General features: G+C 45.4%; 15 protein-coding genes. 8 read left to right on the plus strand and 7 right to left on the minus strand.

Going from position 1 to position 19,340, the window contains the following annotated elements:
• Positions 1–39: 39 nt before the first annotated feature.
• Positions 40–4,434 carry an IPT/TIG domain-containing protein gene (locus VNE01S_RS00455; protein ID WP_156309894.1) on the minus strand — a complete coding sequence of 1,465 codons (4,395 nt, stop codon included), beginning with the start codon at positions 4,432–4,434 and terminating at the stop codon, positions 40–42.
• 399 nt (positions 4,435–4,833) lie between these two features.
• On the minus strand, positions 4,834–5,511 hold the full coding sequence (locus tag VNE01S_RS00460; protein ID WP_053396449.1) for a glutathione S-transferase family protein: 678 nt from the start codon (positions 5,509–5,511) through the stop codon (positions 4,834–4,836).
• 115 nt (positions 5,512–5,626) lie between these two features.
• Between VNE01S_RS00460 and VNE01S_RS00465 the strand changes: the two genes are divergently transcribed.
• Positions 5,627–6,511 (plus strand): LysR family transcriptional regulator, encoded by an 885-nt coding sequence (locus VNE01S_RS00465; RefSeq protein ID WP_053396448.1) that lies wholly within the window; start codon positions 5,627–5,629, stop codon positions 6,509–6,511.
• 174 nt (positions 6,512–6,685) lie between these two features.
• The gene (locus VNE01S_RS00470) at positions 6,686–7,294 is read left to right on the plus strand and encodes a DUF2913 family protein (RefSeq protein WP_053396447.1); all 609 of its coding nucleotides are present in this window, start codon (positions 6,686–6,688) and stop codon (positions 7,292–7,294) included.
• Positions 7,295–7,341: 47 nt separating this feature from the next.
• On the opposite strand, the gene VNE01S_RS00475 is transcribed toward VNE01S_RS00470, so the two are convergent.
• Positions 7,342–9,339, minus strand: a complete 1,998-nt coding sequence (locus VNE01S_RS00475) for a methyl-accepting chemotaxis protein (RefSeq protein ID WP_053396446.1) — start codon at positions 9,337–9,339, stop codon at positions 7,342–7,344.
• Positions 9,340–9,873: 534 nt separating this feature from the next.
• Between VNE01S_RS00475 and VNE01S_RS00480 the strand changes: the two genes are divergently transcribed.
• The 4 genes from VNE01S_RS00480 (at position 9,874) to VNE01S_RS00495 (ending at position 14,816) form a co-directional block, all read left to right on the plus strand.
• The gene (locus VNE01S_RS00480) at positions 9,874–11,346 is read left to right on the plus strand and encodes a protein adenylyltransferase SelO (protein WP_053396445.1); all 1,473 of its coding nucleotides are present in this window, start codon (positions 9,874–9,876) and stop codon (positions 11,344–11,346) included.
• Between the two features lie 309 nt (positions 11,347–11,655).
• Positions 11,656–12,654 (plus strand): TRAP transporter substrate-binding protein, encoded by a 999-nt coding sequence (locus tag VNE01S_RS00485; RefSeq protein ID WP_053396444.1) that lies wholly within the window; start codon positions 11,656–11,658, stop codon positions 12,652–12,654.
• A 113-nt stretch (positions 12,655–12,767) separates the two neighbouring features.
• Positions 12,768–13,451 carry a TRAP transporter small permease gene (locus VNE01S_RS00490; RefSeq protein ID WP_053396443.1) on the plus strand — a complete coding sequence of 228 codons (684 nt, stop codon included), beginning with the start codon at positions 12,768–12,770 and terminating at the stop codon, positions 13,449–13,451.
• A 3-nt stretch (positions 13,452–13,454) separates the two neighbouring features.
• A complete protein-coding gene (locus VNE01S_RS00495) occupies positions 13,455–14,816 on the plus strand; it encodes a TRAP transporter large permease (RefSeq protein WP_053396442.1) in 1,362 nt (453 codons plus the stop codon).
• Between the two features lie 15 nt (positions 14,817–14,831).
• Here VNE01S_RS00495 and VNE01S_RS00500 read toward each other — a convergent pair whose 3' ends face one another.
• The 4 genes from VNE01S_RS00500 to VNE01S_RS00515 all read right to left on the minus strand — a co-directional run bounded on the left by VNE01S_RS00500 (position 14,832) and on the right by VNE01S_RS00515 (position 17,835).
• On the minus strand, positions 14,832–15,017 hold the full coding sequence (locus VNE01S_RS00500) for a hypothetical protein (RefSeq protein WP_053396441.1): 186 nt from the start codon (positions 15,015–15,017) through the stop codon (positions 14,832–14,834).
• 72 nt (positions 15,018–15,089) lie between these two features.
• On the minus strand, positions 15,090–15,923 hold the full coding sequence (locus tag VNE01S_RS00505; protein ID WP_082331714.1) for a heme ABC transporter ATP-binding protein: 834 nt from the start codon (positions 15,921–15,923) through the stop codon (positions 15,090–15,092).
• Positions 15,923–16,966, minus strand: coding sequence for a FecCD family ABC transporter permease (locus VNE01S_RS00510; protein WP_053396440.1), 1,044 nt, complete (start codon positions 16,964–16,966; stop codon positions 15,923–15,925). Before VNE01S_RS00510 ends, VNE01S_RS00505 begins: the two co-directional genes overlap by 1 nt.
• Positions 16,967–16,980: 14 nt before the next feature.
• Positions 16,981–17,835, minus strand: coding sequence for a heme/hemin ABC transporter substrate-binding protein (locus VNE01S_RS00515; RefSeq protein WP_053396439.1), 855 nt, complete (start codon positions 17,833–17,835; stop codon positions 16,981–16,983).
• A gap of 343 nt (positions 17,836–18,178) precedes the next feature.
• On the opposite strand from VNE01S_RS00515, the gene hutX reads away from it, so the two are divergent.
• Complete coding sequence (gene hutX / locus VNE01S_RS00520) at positions 18,179–18,700, plus strand: heme utilization cystosolic carrier protein HutX (RefSeq protein WP_053396438.1); 522 nt, start codon at positions 18,179–18,181, stop codon at positions 18,698–18,700.
• On the plus strand, positions 18,697–19,278 hold the full coding sequence (gene hutZ, locus VNE01S_RS00525) for a heme utilization protein HutZ (RefSeq protein WP_053396437.1): 582 nt from the start codon (positions 18,697–18,699) through the stop codon (positions 19,276–19,278). Before hutX ends, hutZ begins: the two co-directional genes overlap by 4 nt.
• Positions 19,279–19,340: the final 62 nt, after the last annotated feature.

Below are 19,340 nucleotides of genomic sequence, written 5' to 3' on the forward strand. Positions count from 1 at the left end.
AAGGCCAACCTAAATACAGGTTGGCCATTGCTATCTAAATTACTCGATGCCTAGGGTACTCGGAACACTTTGAGGGATTACAAACATCCGTTGTGATTGCGGTTGCACGACCTTGAAGGTGTATCGTTTAGGCGTTGAACCTGGTACCAAATCATGGCCTGATGTCGGAGAACCACTGAGCTCTGTGACCCCAGCAAACGAAATGCTGTAAGTACCAATTCCGTCAGGAGCATCAAGCCCAGTTAAGGTCGCAGTATGCACGCCAGTTGGCAGTGTATGTGGGAACGAGAAGCAGTATTTGCTATACGTTGTGGCAGTTTGTCCAAGACGCTGGCCATTCACATCGAGTGCAAAATTATCGTCTTTCGCGCCACCATTGTCACACACTGTAATCACGATGTCTGCTTCAGCGACCTCGACTTGTAACTCATTTGACCAATCTGCGTTTTTAATGTCTAAACGTTTGGACTTCACCGGGTAAGTGCCTGGTGCCAAATCTTTAGGTATACGGAAAGTCACACTAGTACTAGTTAAGTGCAGTATAGAGACCTGATGCTCACCAAACATCACCACATTTTCCGAGGCATATTTAGAAAAACCAGACCCTGTTACTGTCAACATATCATTCGCTGCAGCTTGGGTTTTAGATACGCTGGTGAGCACTAAGTCGGCATCTACTTTGATTGCCTCTATTGCTTCTTCTGCAGGTAAATCAAAGGCCAAATGTTTGACCGAAACATCAAAGATGTCATCGTCGGTATCGAACAGGCTGGCGTCCGCATACAACCACATCTCTGTACCATCGCTATTGATGTAGTAAGGCTTATACGATTTACTGATACCAGATACTGTGCTGGTTAGCGTAACCTGCGGGTACTTCTTACTGCTCCAGAAGTCAGGTTTGACTGGTTGGAATCCTTTACCCGTGATGGTGATTTTCTTATCTTCCTCATCTGGCATGATAACTGCGGGTTCAACGTTGTCTATTTCGAGTGCGACTTCTACTTCAAAATCGAGAACAACATCAACCGTTGACAGATCCGTCAGGGTTTTACCCACATCAATCCCAGCTAAAGTTAAGTCCTTGACGACAAGCAGTTGACCCAAGACAGGAATAGCTTTTTTAACTGCGTTTCCTGCGAGTTTTGCCAGCGCCTCCGCGGTTAAATTTTTTGCCGCTTCTTTGAAAATGGCTTGAGTGACAGGGCCATAGCTGACGAAGTCATTAATCAGTTTATTTACGACATCTGTTTTAAATTCGTCTAGGCTTTGACCACCATTAGTAAATTCGAGTACTTCCGCAGAAAACCAAGGAGCCTCTTGCATAAAAATAGAGGCGAGCTTGCTTTTACTGATGGTCAGTAGACCCGCATTATCCAAAATGAACATTAATTGAGGCAGTACGACGCCATCAATAATGGTTCTCGAAACCAAAAATTGGCGTATGTTTTGTTCATGCGCGGAAATCTGGCTAGGAGTTAACTTTGCGTCGTAGCTATTATCGATGCCTGCACTTAGCACTCTGACTTTTGAATCCTGCACAGCAGAGCCATTACATACACCTGTAGACGCGATATTCCACATTGTCTCCTGAGGGCCGACATAGTTTGAACTCCACATACCAGAACCATATTGGCAAATCGCTTTACCTTCGGTATCGGTGACTTGAAAAGCAAGGTGTAGGCGTGTGTCATTCTCGATGTTGAATTGATTTTTCGCATCAATTTTCACCCCGATATCGTCTATCTCTTCCTCTGGTGTGATGACGATTTGAGAAGAAGAGCGAGCTTGAACGGCTGCGTTTTGGCTTTGTGATAACAAGGCTTTGATGTCATTCAGTGCTTGCAGGTAATGTGGGGACTGATAAATTTCTTGCGATACCATGTAATCGATATCGTTCGCTAGTCCGCTATAAATAAACGCACCTAACTTTTGTACGCTTTCTAAAGCGTAAATGTCTTGCAGAGTTTGTTCAGCACCTTCTGATGACCAATCATAGTTGATTCCATACCATAGGTAGCCGACGGCGGTAGTCGCAGAAGTAATGTGCGCCGCTTGCGTATTTGGCAGTACGGGCACGTAACCAATGGTATGCAGTTCGTCGTTAATGTATTTAACCAGTGAGGCCACTTCTGGTTTTGCAACGTCAATGTTGACTGTCGCGCCATCAGCGGTGAAAGGCACTTCATTATTTAATGTGGTCGATAGGTATAAATTTTCAGCGGTTATACCGTCCGGCAATTGAGCAGTTACATTGTGTTCTGTGGTGTTTTTGTAATTCACAATGTATCGCTGAGTTTGCCCATTTGCGTGGTCGATATAAACTTCGCCAGCAGTAAAATCATTTGGCAGTGTGATAGTGCGACTTTCAGAACCATTACTTGCGTTGATGTCTACCACCCCTGCAGGGAAGTGTAGCTTGAAGGCTTGGTTTAAATTTTCACCTTCTAAAGTCAACAGGTCATTAACTAAAGAAACTTGGTTTAAGTACAAACTGTCTTCAGGAAGAACTTCCAGAGGGTACTCACCCGATCGGGTCGCTCCATCCGTGATTAGAAGAAGATTGTTGCCGATTTTTAGATCTGCACAATTGACTTCTAGCTCTTGGCCATTGACGCTATGTGGCAGTTCAATACTGCTAGCTTGGTGGCTTGCAATCACTTTAAGGTTAGTAAGAGCACTGCCGTCTGACAGAGTAATATTGACTGTATGGGTCGGTAAACACTGGAATGTGGTTTGGCCGTTGCTATCTTTAATCTCGGTGATCTCTAAAGCACTATCGATAGAGGGAAGCATCACGGTATTTAGATCGTTATCCTGGTTATCATCGATTAGATCATTGTCGTTATCTAGGTCAACGAAGTCAGACGCAGAATCGCCATCGTTATTCGCTGGCTCCAATACATTATCACCGACTTCAATACTGTCTAATATGCCGTTGTTATCGCTGTCTTCGTCTTGGCTGTTAATATTCCCGTCTAGGTCGACATCGAGAGCGATATTGATGGCTTCAAGTTGATCGGCAATCAGGTCATTATCGCTGTCTAGGTCCCACCAAGATGGTAGCCCGTCGTTATCTAAATCAAGAACGGGTGTGCTTCGGCCATAGAACTCAACGCCGTCGCTCAACCCATCGCCATCGCTATCAGAGTTTAAGGCATTGCTGTCGAGGGCTTTTTCAAGATCGTCACTTAACCCATCCTGGTCTGAATCTAGGAAAATGAGTGCTTGATAATCGATTTTAGTGCTGACGTCGGAGCCAAGTGCAAAGTAGTAGTTGCCCGCAGAAGGAACAACAGCGCTGATAATACGTTGATTAGGCAGTGAGTGCTCGATGAAGGCAACAGGGACACCTTGCGCGTTAACCAGTGTTAAGAAACCACTGAATTCACTCGAGGTTCTGAGCTGAATAGATACGCGTCCTTCCGGTAAAGCAAGTTTAAAGTAATCTTGATCGTAACCATTAGTGCCTTGTATAGCTCCCGAAATAAATGCAGGGAAGCCATTGACCGTTTCGGAAACAGAAATGCCATCATTGTTCCAGCTCGCTTCAATATGTTCCGGCCAGCTGTCTTTACCTGCGTCAAATGGGTACCCATCAAGTTCATCAACAACACCATCACCATCTTCATCGGTGTCGTGATAGTTGCTGATACCATCACCATCGCTGTCTGAGTGTGATGCTTTATCTGCGGGGAAAAGGTCATCTTTAAGGTAGCCATCTCCATCGGCGTCTAAGTCGGCGCCATCTTGGACACCATCGCCATCCAGATCATCGATGACGTTAATGCTAAAAGAAGCCGTTGAAGATAGGCCTTGTTCGTTGTCCAAAATCAACTCAAGCGTGTATTGCCCTAAGGTATCGGCATAGAACCCAGTGCTCAGTGAGTTTTGGCTAGTAATTTGATACTGGCTATCATCAGGTGCTTGTGTCACCCGCCATTTAGGGTTGACGCCAACAGAGCCGTCGCTAGACAGTACGGAAAGGTTGGCTTGGTTTGCGATTGGCCAGTTAAGGACTCGGGAGATGGTATCTTTACCGATAATTTTTGCCGTTGGTATTGGGTTTGACTTATCTGCGTTAATTTCGATCGAGTCAGTTACCGTAAACTCGCCATCGCTGACGGTGACCTTCAACACGAAGGTTTCTGTCTCGGTTAACTCCGGTAAGCGTAATGTCAGGTTGCCTGACTCATCAACGTTGCTTAAATCGAGTTGGCTAGTCCCTTGGAGTTGCTCCCATTGGAAAGAGAGTGTGTCGCCATCAGGATCGGCAGCGTTAATTTGAATGGTGATTTCTCTTTGGCCGTATGTTTGAGCATGCTCTGATTCGATAGAGACAGTCGGTGAGCTGTTGTTATCGTCCCAAAAGCAGCCGCTTATCCCCAGCACACTGCCGATTATCATACAGAGTTTGGTTTTATTCCCTAGCACGGTTGGTCCCTCTAATTAGAATGGCATTCCATTTCATGTGGTTGTAAGTGAATGAAATTATTGAAGTTAGATTGCCAATCTTACTTTGAGTTTTTGAGTGGTTTATGTGCTATTTATGAGAATAATAAACTTGAAAGTTATAGTGTTAAATCATGTTAAGTGCTTCGCATAAGAGTGCGTCAAGATTTCATTGCTAGGTTGCTGATATCTTTGATTTGATTTGCGATTAAAAGTGTATTCTTGGGTAAATAGACAGGTAGGGTGGTTAGAAAAATTTGCGGTACTTCTAAAGTTTAACTTGCAGCTATTGTTTGATTGAAAATGGTAGAACCCCGCGCGAATTTAAGCTGGCTAATGAGCAGTTAAGCCAGCTTACTTTGGCTTTAGTACGCGTGAAATTTATGACAGGTTGAAGTTAGAAGGAAACAGTGCTTTTTTCGCTTCCTCATCCATGATGTTTTTAAACTCATGTCTTGTTCCCATTGTTCTCGCCATTTCAACGGCAGGGCGGCTATTGATGCGTTTAAACCATGTTTGCAGGTTAGGGTAGTCACTTAAACGCCCTTCGCCCAGTACACGGTCAGCTTTATCTACCCAGCCCCAAGCTGAAATATCTGCAATGGTAAATTGCTCGCCGACAAGATAGGTTCTGCCTGCCAAGTGTTGGTCCAAAATGGCGTAGTGGCGCTCTGCTTCTTTCATAAAGCGGTTTTTAGCATAGTCATTTGGCCCTAGTGCAGCGTAATGAAAATGCACCGATTGGCCAGAAAATGGACCAAGCCCAGATGAAATGAACATTAACCATGATAGCAATTGAGCTTTGTGTTCTGCTTGGCCTAACAGTTGACTGTGTTTCTCTGCAAGATAGAGCAAAATCGCCGTAGAATCGAAGACGAACACGCCATTGTCATCAATCGCAGGCAGTTTTCCATTGGGATTGACCTTTCTAAACTCCGCGTCATGCTGCTCGCCTTTAAAGGTATCTACAGGGACTAATTCGAACGGCAAGTCAGTTTCGGCTAAAAACAGCGCAATCTTCATCGGGTTGGGTGTTGGGTGGTAATAGAACTTAATCATATTGGATTCCTAATGTTATCTATCCATGTCTGATGACTGAACTAGGAATATTCTATTGTTAGAATAAGTTGTGTAATATGGCTAATTATTGAAACCTGCTTTCTAAAATTTCGAAATGTATAGTGTTAATGATCTGGAAACCTTTGTCGCGGTCGCCAAGCATGGTGGTATTTCACCTGCGGCACGTGTGTTGGGAATATCGGTTGCCACTACGAGTCATCGTTTGTCTAAGTTGGAGCAATCTCTCAAAGTAGCGTTGTTCCACCGTAGTAACCGTTCGCTCAAGTTAAGTGACGAGGGGGCTCGTTTTTTGGAGAGAATCGAGTTTATCCTTGAAGAGCTTCAACAGGCGGAATGTGAAATCAGTGGCCGTTCAACTCAGTTGAGAGGACACTTGCGAGTAACGATGTCCCCTTGGGTGCTCAAGCGGTTTGTTATGCCGAGTTTGCCCAAGTTTCAAGCTGAACATCCAGATTTAACCATTGACCTGAATGTTTCGGATCGGTTTGTTCCTTTGGCCGAAGAGATGACCGATTGTGCTATTCGTGTCGGTGAGCTGGTGGACAGCTCAATGGTGGGCTACAAGTTGTCCGACAATAAGCGCGTGATTTGTGCTTCACCAGAGTATATTGCCCAATTCGGTGATATTGATTCCGTCACCAAGCTTCAGCAGGCTGCTTGGGTGTGTTTACCTTGGCAAACAAGCCTGATGGTAAAGCATGGCAACAAATCTAGCCAATCGATTCAGATGGCAAAGAAGCTGATCGTATCCAGCTCAGATATGTTAACTGAGGGAGCACTGCACGGTAGTGGTTTGGCGATTAAGTCTTACCTCGCGATTGAGCAAGAACTTGCCAATGGGTCATTAGTTGAGGTGATGCCAAGGTGCTTAAGTAACGACGATGCCCCCATTTCCTTTTTGTATCCTGCTGGGGCTAGAACAGTACGTAAGATTCAGTATTTTAAAGATTTCGTTAGTCATTTGTTTAGGTCGAGTTGAGAAATACAAGTGATTATGTGTGGTCGGTCTAATAGATTTCTCTGTAGTGCTAACTTGGTACTGGTTTTGCTTAACTTTCGAACTGTACATACGCAAAGCTTTTCGGTAGCATATCGCTCCCTGACAATCACTGATTGTTTCAGTACTCGTCGAGCTCTATACGTCTAAGGCACCATGCGCAGTATCCACACCAAGATAAAACCTGAATTTGAACCTTTGCTATCAGATCTGGCGCTCCACGCGCTTTTGCATCTGCGTACTAATCACAGCGCCAAAACGCTTAGCCGAAAAACTCGCGGTGAGATCAATGATATTCTTTCCGCTTGGTTGAATAAGTCTGCCAATACTAAAAAATATAAGCCGTTCAAGAAGAAAATTCGTTCTTTGGTGAGCCATACTCGCTCACAGAAGCTTGATATGGAAGCGATGTTAAGCAATTTGCTGACGCCCTTACGTGGTGATGAGCTACCTCATCTGGATAGTTTTCTTCTTTTGATCAATATGATCGAGAAAGAACTGAACACCACGGTATTGGTTTCAAGCCCTGAAGATGTGGATTTGAGTTATAACCCGAAAGGTTGCCTACTGTGTGTGTTATCTAACGACTTAAACGCGCATTTTGACAACAGAAACCGCTTGATTAGCGATATATCTATGCTGTTTCGTGGTACTCATGGTGAGAAGAGCGCGTTCTTACGCACCATTTATTCTTCGTCTCTGTTTGACCATAAAATGGAATACGAAGATGAGGACTTTGTCCGAATTTCTCTGAACATTCGATAAAAAAGCGGCAATTGATGCCGCTTTTTTGTTTCCTGAAGCTTAAAGCCTTAGACGAGTTTGAACTCCTGAAGCTGAGAGTTCACTTTCTCTGCTTCAGATTGGTAACTTGAGACAACATTATTCATGTTCCCTGCCAAGTCACCCGTATTGAGTGCGATTTCGGTAAGGACATCGACATCTTTATCCACCGCTTCACTGGCTTTAGATTGTTCGGTCGTCGAGCTAGCGATACTGGTAATGTGCTCGTTCACCGTTTCAATTAATGATTCAAGCTCCGATACACTTTCATTAACTAAAGATACCGATTCGAAAGTAGAGTCCGTCGCTTGGTGGCTCTTCGACATATTACTCACTGCCGTTTGAGTATTTGTTGTGATGTTATGCAGTAGCTGAGAGATATGCTCTGTGGCTTCTTTACTGCGCTGCGCAAGATCGCGAACTTCTGATGAAACGACAGCGAAGCCACGTCCATGCTCACCTGCACGAGCGGCTTCAATCGCTGCATTGAGTGCCAATAGATTGGTTTGCTCAGAGATGCCATTGATAGTATCGACAATTTTGCTCACGCTCTCTGCGTCTTTTTCCAATTGGTGAATGCAGCTTTGTGTTTGTTCTATTTGGTTCACAAGTGCACTCACAATCTCATAGGATGATTTGCTTTGTTCCTGACAAGATAAGACTTTGTTGGCCATTTGCTCAGTTTCTTCTAAAGCACGCTCTGACGATGAAGCAATTTCCAGGCTTGATTGAGACAGTTCAGTCATGGCCGCCGCTATGTTACCGCACTTGTCTGCTGTTGCTTGACTGCTGGTGCCCAGATCGTTCGCGCCTTGAACGATCTGGCTGAGGCTGTGCGAGCTGCTTTCATTCGCTTTTGTAACGTTAAATAGCAAGTCTTTGATGCTATCGGTTAATCCATTCACACTGCGCGATACTTGTGAAAGTTCATCCTTACCGTCATCAGCCAAAGATATGGTTAGATTTCGGTCACTAGACATGTTCGCGAGCTGGCGAGTCAGTGTACCTACTCGTTGCTTCAGGCTTTTAACGCAGACGGTTACCGTCGCGACTAAAACAACCGTTAACACTAGTGCCAATAACATGATCAGGTTCACTTGGAAGCTCGCATTTGCTGCGGCTGTGTCTGTGACTGATAACATCTCTGTTTTGAGATTATTTCGAATTTGGTTAATGAGCTTAATCCGGCTTGTGGCCGCAGCAAACCACTGGGTTGGCTCAGGTCCTTGCAGTGATGAGAGTGTCTGTCTTTGATCTAGGTAGCGTTGTTGAACTTGCTCGACCTCTTTCCAGATAGGCGATGACATGGCGTCCCTAAGTTGGGTTGCAAAGTCCGAGTGTAGAGTTTGTTCTGCTTGGCGTTGAGCGTATTCACCCACCGCTAAATATTGTTCAATCGCAACATACTGTCCAACGTTAGAGCTTTGTCGCGAAAACGCGCCATTTAAAGCGCCACGAACCTGACCAGCGCGCTCTTTCATTTTAACTATGGCTATAAGAGCCTGACCTAAATCAGAGATATCTTGGTTCGCAATCCGAGAGGACAATAACGATGCGTTATCAATGCTCAGTTGGTTTAAATTCGAATAGTAGGCGAAAGGAGAAGTTGTAGGCGAAAGTTGATCTACCTGTACTCGAATATCTCTGAGTTTTGATAGCTGTTGGAATACGTCTGCCGCCAGGGTTTCTGTCATCGACGGTTGAAGATAAGTCGGAGAGTAAGCTCTTAGCGCCGTGATTTGAGCATCCGTCACTTTACGTTGTTTCTTAAGCGCAGCAACTTGCTGAGGGTTACCTTGACTGCCAAGCACACCTGCCGTTAAGCCACGTTCAACCGCCAAGTTATGCGCAAGGTTGTCGTAAAGCAGTACCAATTGAATTGTCTCACTGTCGTTATGCGCAACGTCCACCGTTTGTTGATAGTTTTGCACTAACTTTACAGCTGCTAGTAAGGCAAGAATGATGGGTACTCCGGCTAGTATCATAACGAGTCGGTGCAGCGAAATATTTCGCATCAATTGATTCATGTTCCCCCCGGAAAGTGAAAATTGGAAGCTTAATTGAGTGTAGCCTATTGTCCCTTAACTAAGTATGTTTAGTCTTGCTATTAATTTATTAAAAATTAGTAGTTTAATTGATTTAAATCACGTTTTTGTTTGGTGTGATGTGGTTTTAGTGTGAAGTGTCTCCAATTTGTTGTGATCGAGCGTTCGAAAGGTCATGTCATAAAAAATTCATGGAATGTGAGATTGAGTATTGTCTGAAAATTCATCATATTGTAATGACGATGTAACAAATGCAAAGAAAACAAGGAGTGTTTATGCAGCATCAAGAAATGATCCAATATTCTCACTTAGGACTAATTAGCCGTATTTGTATTTTTTCGCTCGTCGGCATTATTACTATTTTTGCGGTTATCTAACACACAGTAGCTAGAGTCTATAAGCCTTAGTAAGTTTGTGGTTACTTACCTTTAAGTATGATTTATTAGGGCGCAGTTGTGGATGTTCTTCCATTCAATGTGGTACGGTTAACGATAAATTCATGTTAAGAGTTTGTGTATGTCGTCACTCTCATCTTTGTCGTTATCCAGCCGCTTTTTTGACCTTCCTATCGCGTTTTATACGCAGGTAACCCCTCAACCGTTAAACAACACCCGCTGGGTAGCTTGGAACCATGATTTCGCGAGCCAGTTTAGCTTACCGGCACTGCCCCCAGAAGGCGATCTTAAGCACTTTTTCGCTGGGGAGTTGATTTCCGAGACTTTTCCTTCTTTAGCGATGAAATATGCGGGCCATCAGTTTGGGGTTTATAACCCAGAGCTTGGGGATGGTAGAGGCTTGCTGCTCGGCGAGTTAGCAAACAGTGACGGCACTTTGTTCGATGTGCACTTGAAGGGGGCAGGGTTAACGCCATACTCGAGAATGGGTGATGGTCGCGCTGTTTTACGTTCGACTATTCGTGAATATCTGTGCAGCGAGGCGATGGCAGGTCTTGGTATACCGACCACTAGAGCACTTGGCATGTTGACGAGTGATACACCTGTTTACCGAGAGCGAGTAGAGCAGGGGGCATTGTTGATCCGCATGTCTGAAAGCCACATTCGTTTTGGCCATTTCGAACACTTCTTTTATACCAATCAAATGGCAGAGCTAAAACTCCTCGCAGATAAAGTGATTGAGTGGTATTGGCCACAATGTTTGCAAGACGACAAGCCATACGCCGCGATGTTTGAAACTATTGTCGATAAAACGGCGAATATGATTGCCTACTGGCAGGCTTATGGCTTTGCCCATGGGGTAATGAATACGGACAACATGTCGATATTAGGCCAAACATTTGACTACGGGCCTTTTGGTTTCTTAGACGATTACGAACCGGGTTATATTTGTAACCACTCCGACTATCAGGGGCGATATGCGTTTGATCAGCAACCAAGAATTGCCCTTTGGAACTTATCGGCTTTGGCACATGCGCTGTCACCTTTAGTTGAGAGGCCGGATTTAGAAGCCATATTGGCGCAGTTTGAAGCCAAGTTAGGAGTTTATTTCAGCCAGTTTATGCGAAGTAAACTGGGTCTGCATTGCAAGTTAGATCAAGACAGCCAACTTTTCCAAGCGATGTTTGAGCTGCTGCATCAAAACCACGTCGATTACACGCGGTTTATGCGTGAACTGTCTAATTTAGACCATGCCGATCCTCAGGTGGTGGTTGATCTGTTTATTGATAGAGAAGCAGCTAAAGCATGGCTCGATCTTTATTTGGCACGTTGTGAATGCGAAGTGGACGATGACGCTGCCCCTATTAGCGCAGAAACGAGGTGCGCTTCGATGAGGGCCGCAAACCCTAAATACATTTTGCGTAATTACCTGGCTCAGCAAGCGATAGAAAAAGCAGAGCAGGGGGATTTTAGTGAAGTGGAAGCACTGGCGGCTTTACTGAAAACGCCTTACGACGAGCAACCAGAAATGGAGCACTATGCCAATCTGCCTCCTGAGTGGGGTAAAAAAATGGAGATCAGTTGCTCATCTTAATTTTGGAGTTTTCACAGTGGCCTTTACGTTGTTTGGGCCACTCTCACCAGCTTGGCGTTTAATTGTTGCTGAAAGTTTGATTGTGTTAAATATGTGTAAATTCACACATTCTCTTACATTCCATGTGTAGATATCTACACAAAACTCGTTTGATAAATTTGATCTCAAACGATTCTTCAAAAGCCACATTAAATTAAGTTACTGAAATTAAAGCTAAATTGATTTCTTATAAAGTTTGGCATTGAACTTGCCCTTGTATATGTATCAACACCCAGTGATGGGGTTGTTCATTTAACAAGGAGAATGATAATGCTAAAGCCTTTAACCCTACTATCTGCTTCAATTCTTGCTGTCACGAGTTTTAATGCTGCTGCAAACTGTGACCCAGGTGAAACGGTCATCAAGTTCAGCCACGTAACGAACACAGATAAACACCCGAAAGGGATTGCAGCTTCATTGCTAGAACAACGCGTGAACGAAGAGATGAACGGTAAAGTCTGTATGCAGGTTTTCCCTAACTCGACGCTTTATGATGATGACAAAGTACTGGAAGCGCTGCTGAATGGCGACGTGCAACTTGCTGCCCCTTCTCTATCAAAGTTTGAAAAGTTCACGAAAAAGTACCGCATCTTCGACCTACCATTCCTATTTGAAGACGTCGCGGCTGTTGACCGATTCCAAAACTCAGAGTCTGGCGACAAGCTGAAAAACGCGATGAAACGTCGTGGTCTACAAGGCCTGGCTTTCTGGCACAACGGCATGAAGCAGATGTCTGCTAACAAGCCACTGATGACGCCAACCGATGCTGAAGGTCTTAAATTCCGCGTTCAAGCATCCGATGTTTTAGTTGCTCAATTTGAACAGCTTGGTGCAAACCCGCAAAAAATGTCATTCAAAGAAGTGTATGGCGGCCTGCAAACGAAAGTTATCGATGGTCAAGAGAATACATGGTCAAACATCTACGGTAAGAAGTTCTTCGAAGTACAAGACGGTATCACCGAGACTAATCACGGTATCCTTGATTACCTAGTGGTGACGTCAAACGACTTTTGGAAAGACCTGCCAGGTGATGTGCGCGAGCAGCTAAACACCATTATCCAAGAAGTGACACAAACGCGTAATGCCGAGTCAGCCAAAGTGAACCAAGCGAACAAGAACAACATCATCGAAGCGGGTGGCGTGGTTCGTTCTTTGACTCCGGATCAGCGTCAACAGTGGTTAACGGCGCTTCAACCAGTATGGAAGAAGTTTGAGAAAGACATTGGTTCTGATCTTATCGAAGCGGCGATGGCCTCTAACAAGCAGTAATCAACCAATCAAAATAATAACGATTCCCTAACCATTGGCCCTCCGATCGGGAGGAGGGCCTTTCTTTGTCCTGTATAGCCAATTTTCAATTGGTGTAGAAAAGCGATCTAACTATGGAACAATCGATTTTTGCCAGAATAGGGAAGGTGACCGATGCCATTGAAGAGACCTTAATTGCGTTCTTCCTTGGTGCCATGACCTTGCTTACCTTTACCAACGTTGTCTTTCGTTACGTGTTTAACGACAACATTCTTTGGGCTCTTGAACTTACGGTATTTCTTTTTGCGTGGATGGTGCTGGTGGGCGCTTCTTACGGCGTAAAAAAACACTTCCACATTGGGGTTGATGTCGTGATCAACCTGGCCCCGGAAAAACTAAGAAAAATTTACGCTTTGATCGCGGCGGCGTGTTGTTTAACGTTCTCTATCCTGCTTTTAATCGGCTCTTGGAATTACTGGTACCCGTTTGCGACAGACCGCGCATGGTACGAAACCGATGATATTCCAATGCCAGAAATGCTGCAGTTTTTAGCCGACTGGCTGAACGAAGGCGAACGCTACGAGAAGCTACCAAGGTTTATTCCTTACATGGCACTGCCTATCGGCATGGCTTTGCTGACATTCCGCTTTGCACAAGTGACCTACCAAATTGCCATAGGCAAGCTAGACCGCTTGATTGCCGGCCATGAAGCAGAAGAAGAGTTAGAAGCATTAAAAGAAGAGCTTAAGGACGCGGGTGAGGCGATGGAGCCGAAACAAGAGAAAAGCCAAGACAACGACAAGAGTAAGGAGAGCTAAGCCATGGATATTCTATTTTTGTTCGTGATGGTGATTGGCTTTATGCTTATCGGCGTGCCAATCGCTGTGTCACTTGGTTTATCAAGTATCTTATTTTTGATGATGCATTCTGATGCGTCATTAGCTTCGGTGGCTCAAACCCTTTTTAACGCCTTTGCTGGCCACTACACTTTATTGGCGATTCCGTTCTTCATTCTTGCATCGAGCTTTATGTCTACTGGTGGCGTGGCGAAACGTATTATCCGTTTTGCCATTGCGATGGTCGGTTGGTTCCGTGGCGGTTTGGCGATGGCTTCCGTTGTGGCATGTATGATGTTTGCTGCGCTGTCCGGCTCATCTCCAGCAACCGTTGTCGCGATTGGTAGTATCGTTATCGCGGGTATGATTAAAAACGGTTATTCAAAAGACTTTGCGGCGGGTGTGATTTGTAACGCGGGTACATTAGGTATCTTGATTCCGCCGTCCATCGTAATGGTTGTGTATGCAGCGGCAACGGATGTCTCTGTTGGGCGTATGTTCTTGGGTGGCGTTATTCCAGGCTTGCTTGCTGGTGTAATGCTGATGATTGCTATCTATATCGCAGCCCGAGTGAAAAAATTGCCTAAGCAGCCGTTTGTCGGTTGGGGCGAGATGTTTGCAGCAGCAAAAGACGCCAGCTGGGGTTTATTGCTAGTTGTGATTATCTTAGGTGGTATCTACGGCGGCGTGTTTACGCCAACAGAAGCTGCGGCTGTCGCGGCTGTATACGCTTTCTTAATTGCGAACTTTATCTACAAAGATATGGGGCCATTTGCGGATAAAGAAAATACCAAACCTGCAATAGTGAAAGTGTTTCAGGCGCTTGTGCATAAGGATACTAAGCATACCCTGTATGAAGCGGGTAAGCTGACGATTATGCTACTGTTTATCATTGCTAATGCGTTGATTCTAAAGCACGTGCTGACAGAAGAGCGTATTCCGCAAATGATCACAGAGTCAATGCTTTCTGCTGGTTTAGGTCCAATCACGTTCTTGATTGTGGTGAACGTTCTACTGTTGATTGGTGGTCAGTTCATGGAGCCATCAGGTCTGTTGATTATCGTCGCACCGCTGGTTTTCCCAATCGCGATAGCACTGGGTATCGACCCGATTCACCTTGGTATTATGATGGTGGTGAACATGGAAATAGGGATGATAACCCCGCCAGTCGGTTTGAACCTTTTCGTGACGGCAGGCGTTGCCAAGATGTCGATGATGCAGGTGGTGAAAGCCGCACTACCATGGGTAGCAGTCATGTTCCTCTTCCTGATTATCGTGACTTACGTACCGTGGGTTTCAACTTGGTTGCCGACGACTCTAATGGGGCCAGAAATCATTACCAAATAAATAAAACGAGGAGGCTTAGGCCTCCTCATCTATTTTCTTAACGGGCGTAAAGCGAGGATCAATCCCTCGTCGACGTTCATAAAAGCGCCATTTCGCGGTTCTATTCTTACGCCTGTCCTTCCCAGTACGTTGCTCTGTGACATACACACCATTGACCAAAATGGTGTCGGTAATGGCTGGAATTCTTGTTTTTTCACCCATACCCCATTCCTCCCTGCTTGTTGAGTATGAGTGAGAAATGTGATCTTGCCCAAGAAATCGAATCAACTTATTTTAGGTAGCTATCACAATCGGATGTCCTAGCTCTGGGTGAGGGATGACAGACACTTTGTGCTGATAGACTTGTTCGATAATGTCGCTTTTGAGCGCGTCTTCTGGTGTGGCATCTCTGATGATCTTGCCTTGGTTGAGTATCATTAAGCGATCGGCGTACTGAGCCGCCAAGTTAAGATCATGCAGCACGGCAACAACCGTTGCACCCTGTTTGGCCAGATCTTTTGCAAGTGCCAAGGTACTGTGCTGGTGGCGCAGATCGAGCGCGGAGGTTGGTTCATCCAGCAGGATCACTTTGTTGGAGCCACTTTGTTCAAGTTGGGTTAACACCCGGGCAAAGTGAACGCGCTGCTTCTCCCCGCCTGATAAAGTAGGGTAGGGGCGGTCTGCCAAGTGGAGAACATCCGCTTTTTCCATGTTGTTGGCCACGAGGTGTTCCAATTGGTGGTTGGGAATGTTCAAGCCAATCCCGCCAAGAGAGACGACCTCGCGCGAGATAAAATTAAACGAGAGCGTACTGCTTTGAGGCAAAACACCAAGGTGGCGCGCTAAATCTTCAGAACGCCAATATTGGTGGGGCTGATTAAATAACTTTATATCACCGTGGGCTGCAAGTTCTCCTGTCATCGCTTTTAACAGTGTGCTTTTGCCTGTGCCATTTGGCCCCAGCAACGCTGTAAATTCACCTTTGTTCAGTACAAAGCTAATGTCGTCAAGAATGGTTCGTCGGCTTAATTCAACCGATAGGTGATTGACGGAAACGCTTGTTGAACCACGGTACTGAGCAATCGAGTCGTGAGTCATATTTTTAGGTTGAGTAAAGAGAGCTAGCATCAGATACGCCCTTTTTGTTTGATCAGCAGCCAGACGAAGAAAGGGGCACCAATGAGTGCGGTGACAATGCCAACAGGCATATCCAGTGGTGCGACAACGGTACGCGCTAGCATATCGGCGAACAGCAACAGAAGAGCGCCTAGCAATACTGTGACAGGTAACAGTGTTTTATAGTTAGGGCCGATCAGCATGCGTGAAACGTGAGGAACAATAAGCCCGATAAAACCAATCATGCCCGCTAACGCGACTGTCACACCAACACCTACTGCAGCAAGTATGATTAAGCGTCTTTTTAATGTTTGTACGTTAATCCCCATATGGCGAGCTTCCGATTCTCCAAGTAGCATCGCGTTAATTTTATCGGCATCACGATAATAAAGGATGAACAGGGCAATCAAAGTGGTAAACGCTAACCATAATCCTTGAGGGTTCGCACCTGCCAATGACCCCATGGTCCAAAGCGAGAGATCGCGTAATGCTTGGTCATCGGCAAAGTAGTTCAACAGCCCTAAAGCGGCCCCGGCTAATGCAGAAATCGCGACACCGGCAAGTAGCATCATGGTTACTGAGGTTCCATTCGATCCCGTGCCTAACCGATAGACGGTAAAGGTAATCAACGCACCGCCAAAGCAAGCAAACATCGGCACTGTGCCAAACAGCAATAATACGGGATAGTTGCTGGCCAACCCACCAAACAGAACAATGGCGATGGCTGCACCCAATGCCGCCCCAGAAGACACGCCAATGATACCTGGATCAGCGAGAGGGTTACGAAATAGCCCTTGCATCACCGCACCACTAATCGCCAATATGCCGCCAACGGCAATTGCTAATAATGTACGTGGGAGGCGCACTTGCTGAACAATCATAGTGATGTGATTGGGAATATCAGCGTTGGTTAGTGGTAGCAGCGATTGGATACTGTCAGTAAAGCTTATACTCATCGGGCCGACAGTGATTGATGCGACAGTCGTTAGATACAAAGCAATACAGGAGATAATACACAGCGATTTGGCTGATAGTGCTCTAGTAGAAACAGTCATGACAAATCCAAGTCTTATTGCTGAGCGAGGCTAAACGTGTGGTGAAGCTCATCGGCAAGCTCTAGGCTTTCAATACCCAATCCGCCGATGATGGCACTGCCATTCACCGCGATAATTCGGTCAGCATTGGCTGCTGGTGTTGCCTTCAGAAGTGGGAACTCATTCAGTATTCCTTGTTTGCCCCCTAGCGCCTGCCAAGCACGCTTAGTCACCAATAAGTAATCGGGCTGCATGTCGACAATCGCTTCTTGAGAGACTGGTTTATAAGAGCTCATTTGAGTGTTGGCCGGGTTATCACCACCTGCGAGATTGATAATCACATCGATGGTGGTGTCGTCACCAGCAATCGTCGCGGGGCGGCCTTTACTTAACATGGCGAATAAGACTTTCGGCGCGCGCTCTATGTTTCGCTCTCGCATAGTTTGCAGCTTTGAGCGAAGGGAGTTCTTCAACTGCACTGCTTTTTCTTCTGTCCCCGTAATTGTTGCGATGGTATCGATACGCTTGAACAAGTCTTGCTCACTGTCGCCAGATGGGACCGTTTGCACTTGAATTCCGCCATTTTTCACTAAGTTCAGAGTGCTCTCTGGGCCCATCTCATGGGATCCAATTAAATGCGTTGGTGATAACGCCATCAGCCCTTCTGCTGAGAGTTGTCGATGGTAGCCAACCAGTGGTAATTGGCCATCTTGATTGTACTTTTTACTGGTGACATCGAGCGCGATGAGTTGGTCTCGTGCGCCTAACTCAACAAGTAGTTCAGTAATACTCGAACCTGCGCTAATAATTCGATTAGAAGTTGGGGCTTGTTCCGCCCATACTGATGAAGAGGTGATAAGTAAGCTGAGGGCGAAAGTGAGCATTTTCATTATTGTCGTTCCATTGCGTTTTGATGGCTAAAGTGAGTGCCGTGACGACAGCAATCCGATCCATGTTCGACTCCTATGGGGCCTGCTTATCGGCTTGAATGGAGAAGAGCACCAAGGGTAGGGACGAAGTAGCGATTGTGTCTTAAACGTTACAGCGGTGGTTATTATGCATTGAATGCAAATGATATCAAATATCATTTGCATTATTGTTGTCCGCCTGTATCATAATCGTCAATACTTTTAGTGATAAAACTATTGGTTATGGCGGTTTTGGCAGATGACCATCTGCAGAGATTCTGTAAACGAGCGGCTGTCTTAACACAATAAGTCAATGGGAGAAATAATGTACACCAGTTGCACTAAAACCGAGGTCGCAGACAAAGTCAGCACGTCGATGGCGGCAGATCCAACTGTGCCCGTTTCTGAAATGTCAAAGCAGTTAAACCTAAGCGAAGGTGCGATTACATTTGCTTTACCGAACGAGATGGTCACTCAAGTCCCTGGCGAACAAGCACAAACGGTCCTTGAGCAGTTGCCTGAATGGGGTGTGATGACAACTATCATTCACTCGTTTGGATCCATTTTTGAAAGTAAAGCCCCGTTCCCTAGGGGGAAAGTAGCTCATGGGTATTACAACCTCATGGGGCGCGACGGTGAATTACACGGGCACTTACGTCTAGATTTGGTGGCGAATATCGCGTTTGTTAGTAAGCCTTTTAGAAATATGGAAAGCCACTATATTGCATTCTTTACCTCTTCAGGGGAGTGCGTATTTAAGATCTATTTGGGCCGCGATAAAAAACGGCAATTAATCCCAGAGCAGGTTTCTGCCTTCAAGAAAATGAAAAAGGAACTTTCAGTATGAGTTTAGAAAGTCAGTCAGAAAAAACAGAACAGCCGACAAGAACAGATATTCGACGTGAACGTTTACAAAACCGTTTAGAACCAGAAGTTCAAGCCTTTCGAGATTCACGTAAAACATTGCAACTGGCCACAATAAGTGCAGAAGGCATTCCAAACGCGACGTACGCACCATTCGCGTTTGACAGCCAAGCTTATTACATACTGGTAAGCGATATCGCCGCTCATGGGCGTAACCTTAAAACCAACCGTAACGTGTCGATTTTAATGATCGAAGATGAAAGCGAGTGCAAGCAGATTTATGCGCGTAAGCGTCTGACCTTTGATACTCGTGCGGAGCTTGTAGAAAGAAATACCGAAGCCTGGCAACAAGGGGTGAATGTGCTGCAAACCCGCTTTGGCGACATTATCGAAAATTTGAGCCAACTGGGTGATTTTAACCTGTACCGCCTTGTTCCCGAGTCTGGTCGTTATGTCAAAGGTTTTGGTCAAGCGTTTGAAATATCTGGAAATGACTTGTTGGATTTTGTGCACCTGACGGAAGGGCATGTCCAAAAAGAAAAAGAGCAAATGTCAAAGTAATCCAGCCATTTTAGGGCTCATTAATAAAACATATAACAGCAGCCTTATTGTTTTTGTTAAAC

This window comes from Vibrio nereis NBRC 15637, from assembly GCF_001591105.1.
GTDB classification, from domain to species: Bacteria; Pseudomonadota; Gammaproteobacteria; order Enterobacterales; family Vibrionaceae; genus Vibrio; species Vibrio nereis.

Bases quoted from the DNA above. Each gene is read 5' to 3' on its own strand.
- hutX (WP_053396438.1), top strand. From the start codon at position 18,179: ATGTACACCAGTTGCACTAAAACCGAGGTCGCAGACAAAGTCAGCACG.
- VNE01S_RS00460 (WP_053396449.1), bottom strand. From the start codon at position 5,511: ATGATTAAGTTCTATTACCACCCAACACCCAACCCGATGAAGATTGCG.
- VNE01S_RS00485 (WP_053396444.1), top strand. From the start codon at position 11,656: ATGCTAAAGCCTTTAACCCTACTATCTGCTTCAATTCTTGCTGTCACG.
- VNE01S_RS00515 (WP_053396439.1), bottom strand. From the start codon at position 17,835: ATGAAAATGCTCACTTTCGCCCTCAGCTTACTTATCACCTCTTCATCA.
- VNE01S_RS00465 (WP_053396448.1), top strand. From the start codon at position 5,627: ATGTATAGTGTTAATGATCTGGAAACCTTTGTCGCGGTCGCCAAGCAT.
- VNE01S_RS00480 (WP_053396445.1), top strand. From the start codon at position 9,874: ATGTCGTCACTCTCATCTTTGTCGTTATCCAGCCGCTTTTTTGACCTT.
- VNE01S_RS00490 (WP_053396443.1), top strand. From the start codon at position 12,768: ATGGAACAATCGATTTTTGCCAGAATAGGGAAGGTGACCGATGCCATT.
- VNE01S_RS00495 (WP_053396442.1), top strand. From the start codon at position 13,455: ATGGATATTCTATTTTTGTTCGTGATGGTGATTGGCTTTATGCTTATC.
- VNE01S_RS00505 (WP_082331714.1), bottom strand. From the start codon at position 15,923: ATGCTAGCTCTCTTTACTCAACCTAAAAATATGACTCACGACTCGATT.
- VNE01S_RS00510 (WP_053396440.1), bottom strand. From the start codon at position 16,966: ATGACTGTTTCTACTAGAGCACTATCAGCCAAATCGCTGTGTATTATC.
- VNE01S_RS00475 (WP_053396446.1), bottom strand. From the start codon at position 9,339: ATGAATCAATTGATGCGAAATATTTCGCTGCACCGACTCGTTATGATA.
- VNE01S_RS00470 (WP_053396447.1), top strand. From the start codon at position 6,686: ATGCGCAGTATCCACACCAAGATAAAACCTGAATTTGAACCTTTGCTA.
- VNE01S_RS00500 (WP_053396441.1), bottom strand. From the start codon at position 15,017: ATGGGTGAAAAAACAAGAATTCCAGCCATTACCGACACCATTTTGGTC.
- hutZ (WP_053396437.1), top strand. From the start codon at position 18,697: ATGAGTTTAGAAAGTCAGTCAGAAAAAACAGAACAGCCGACAAGAACA.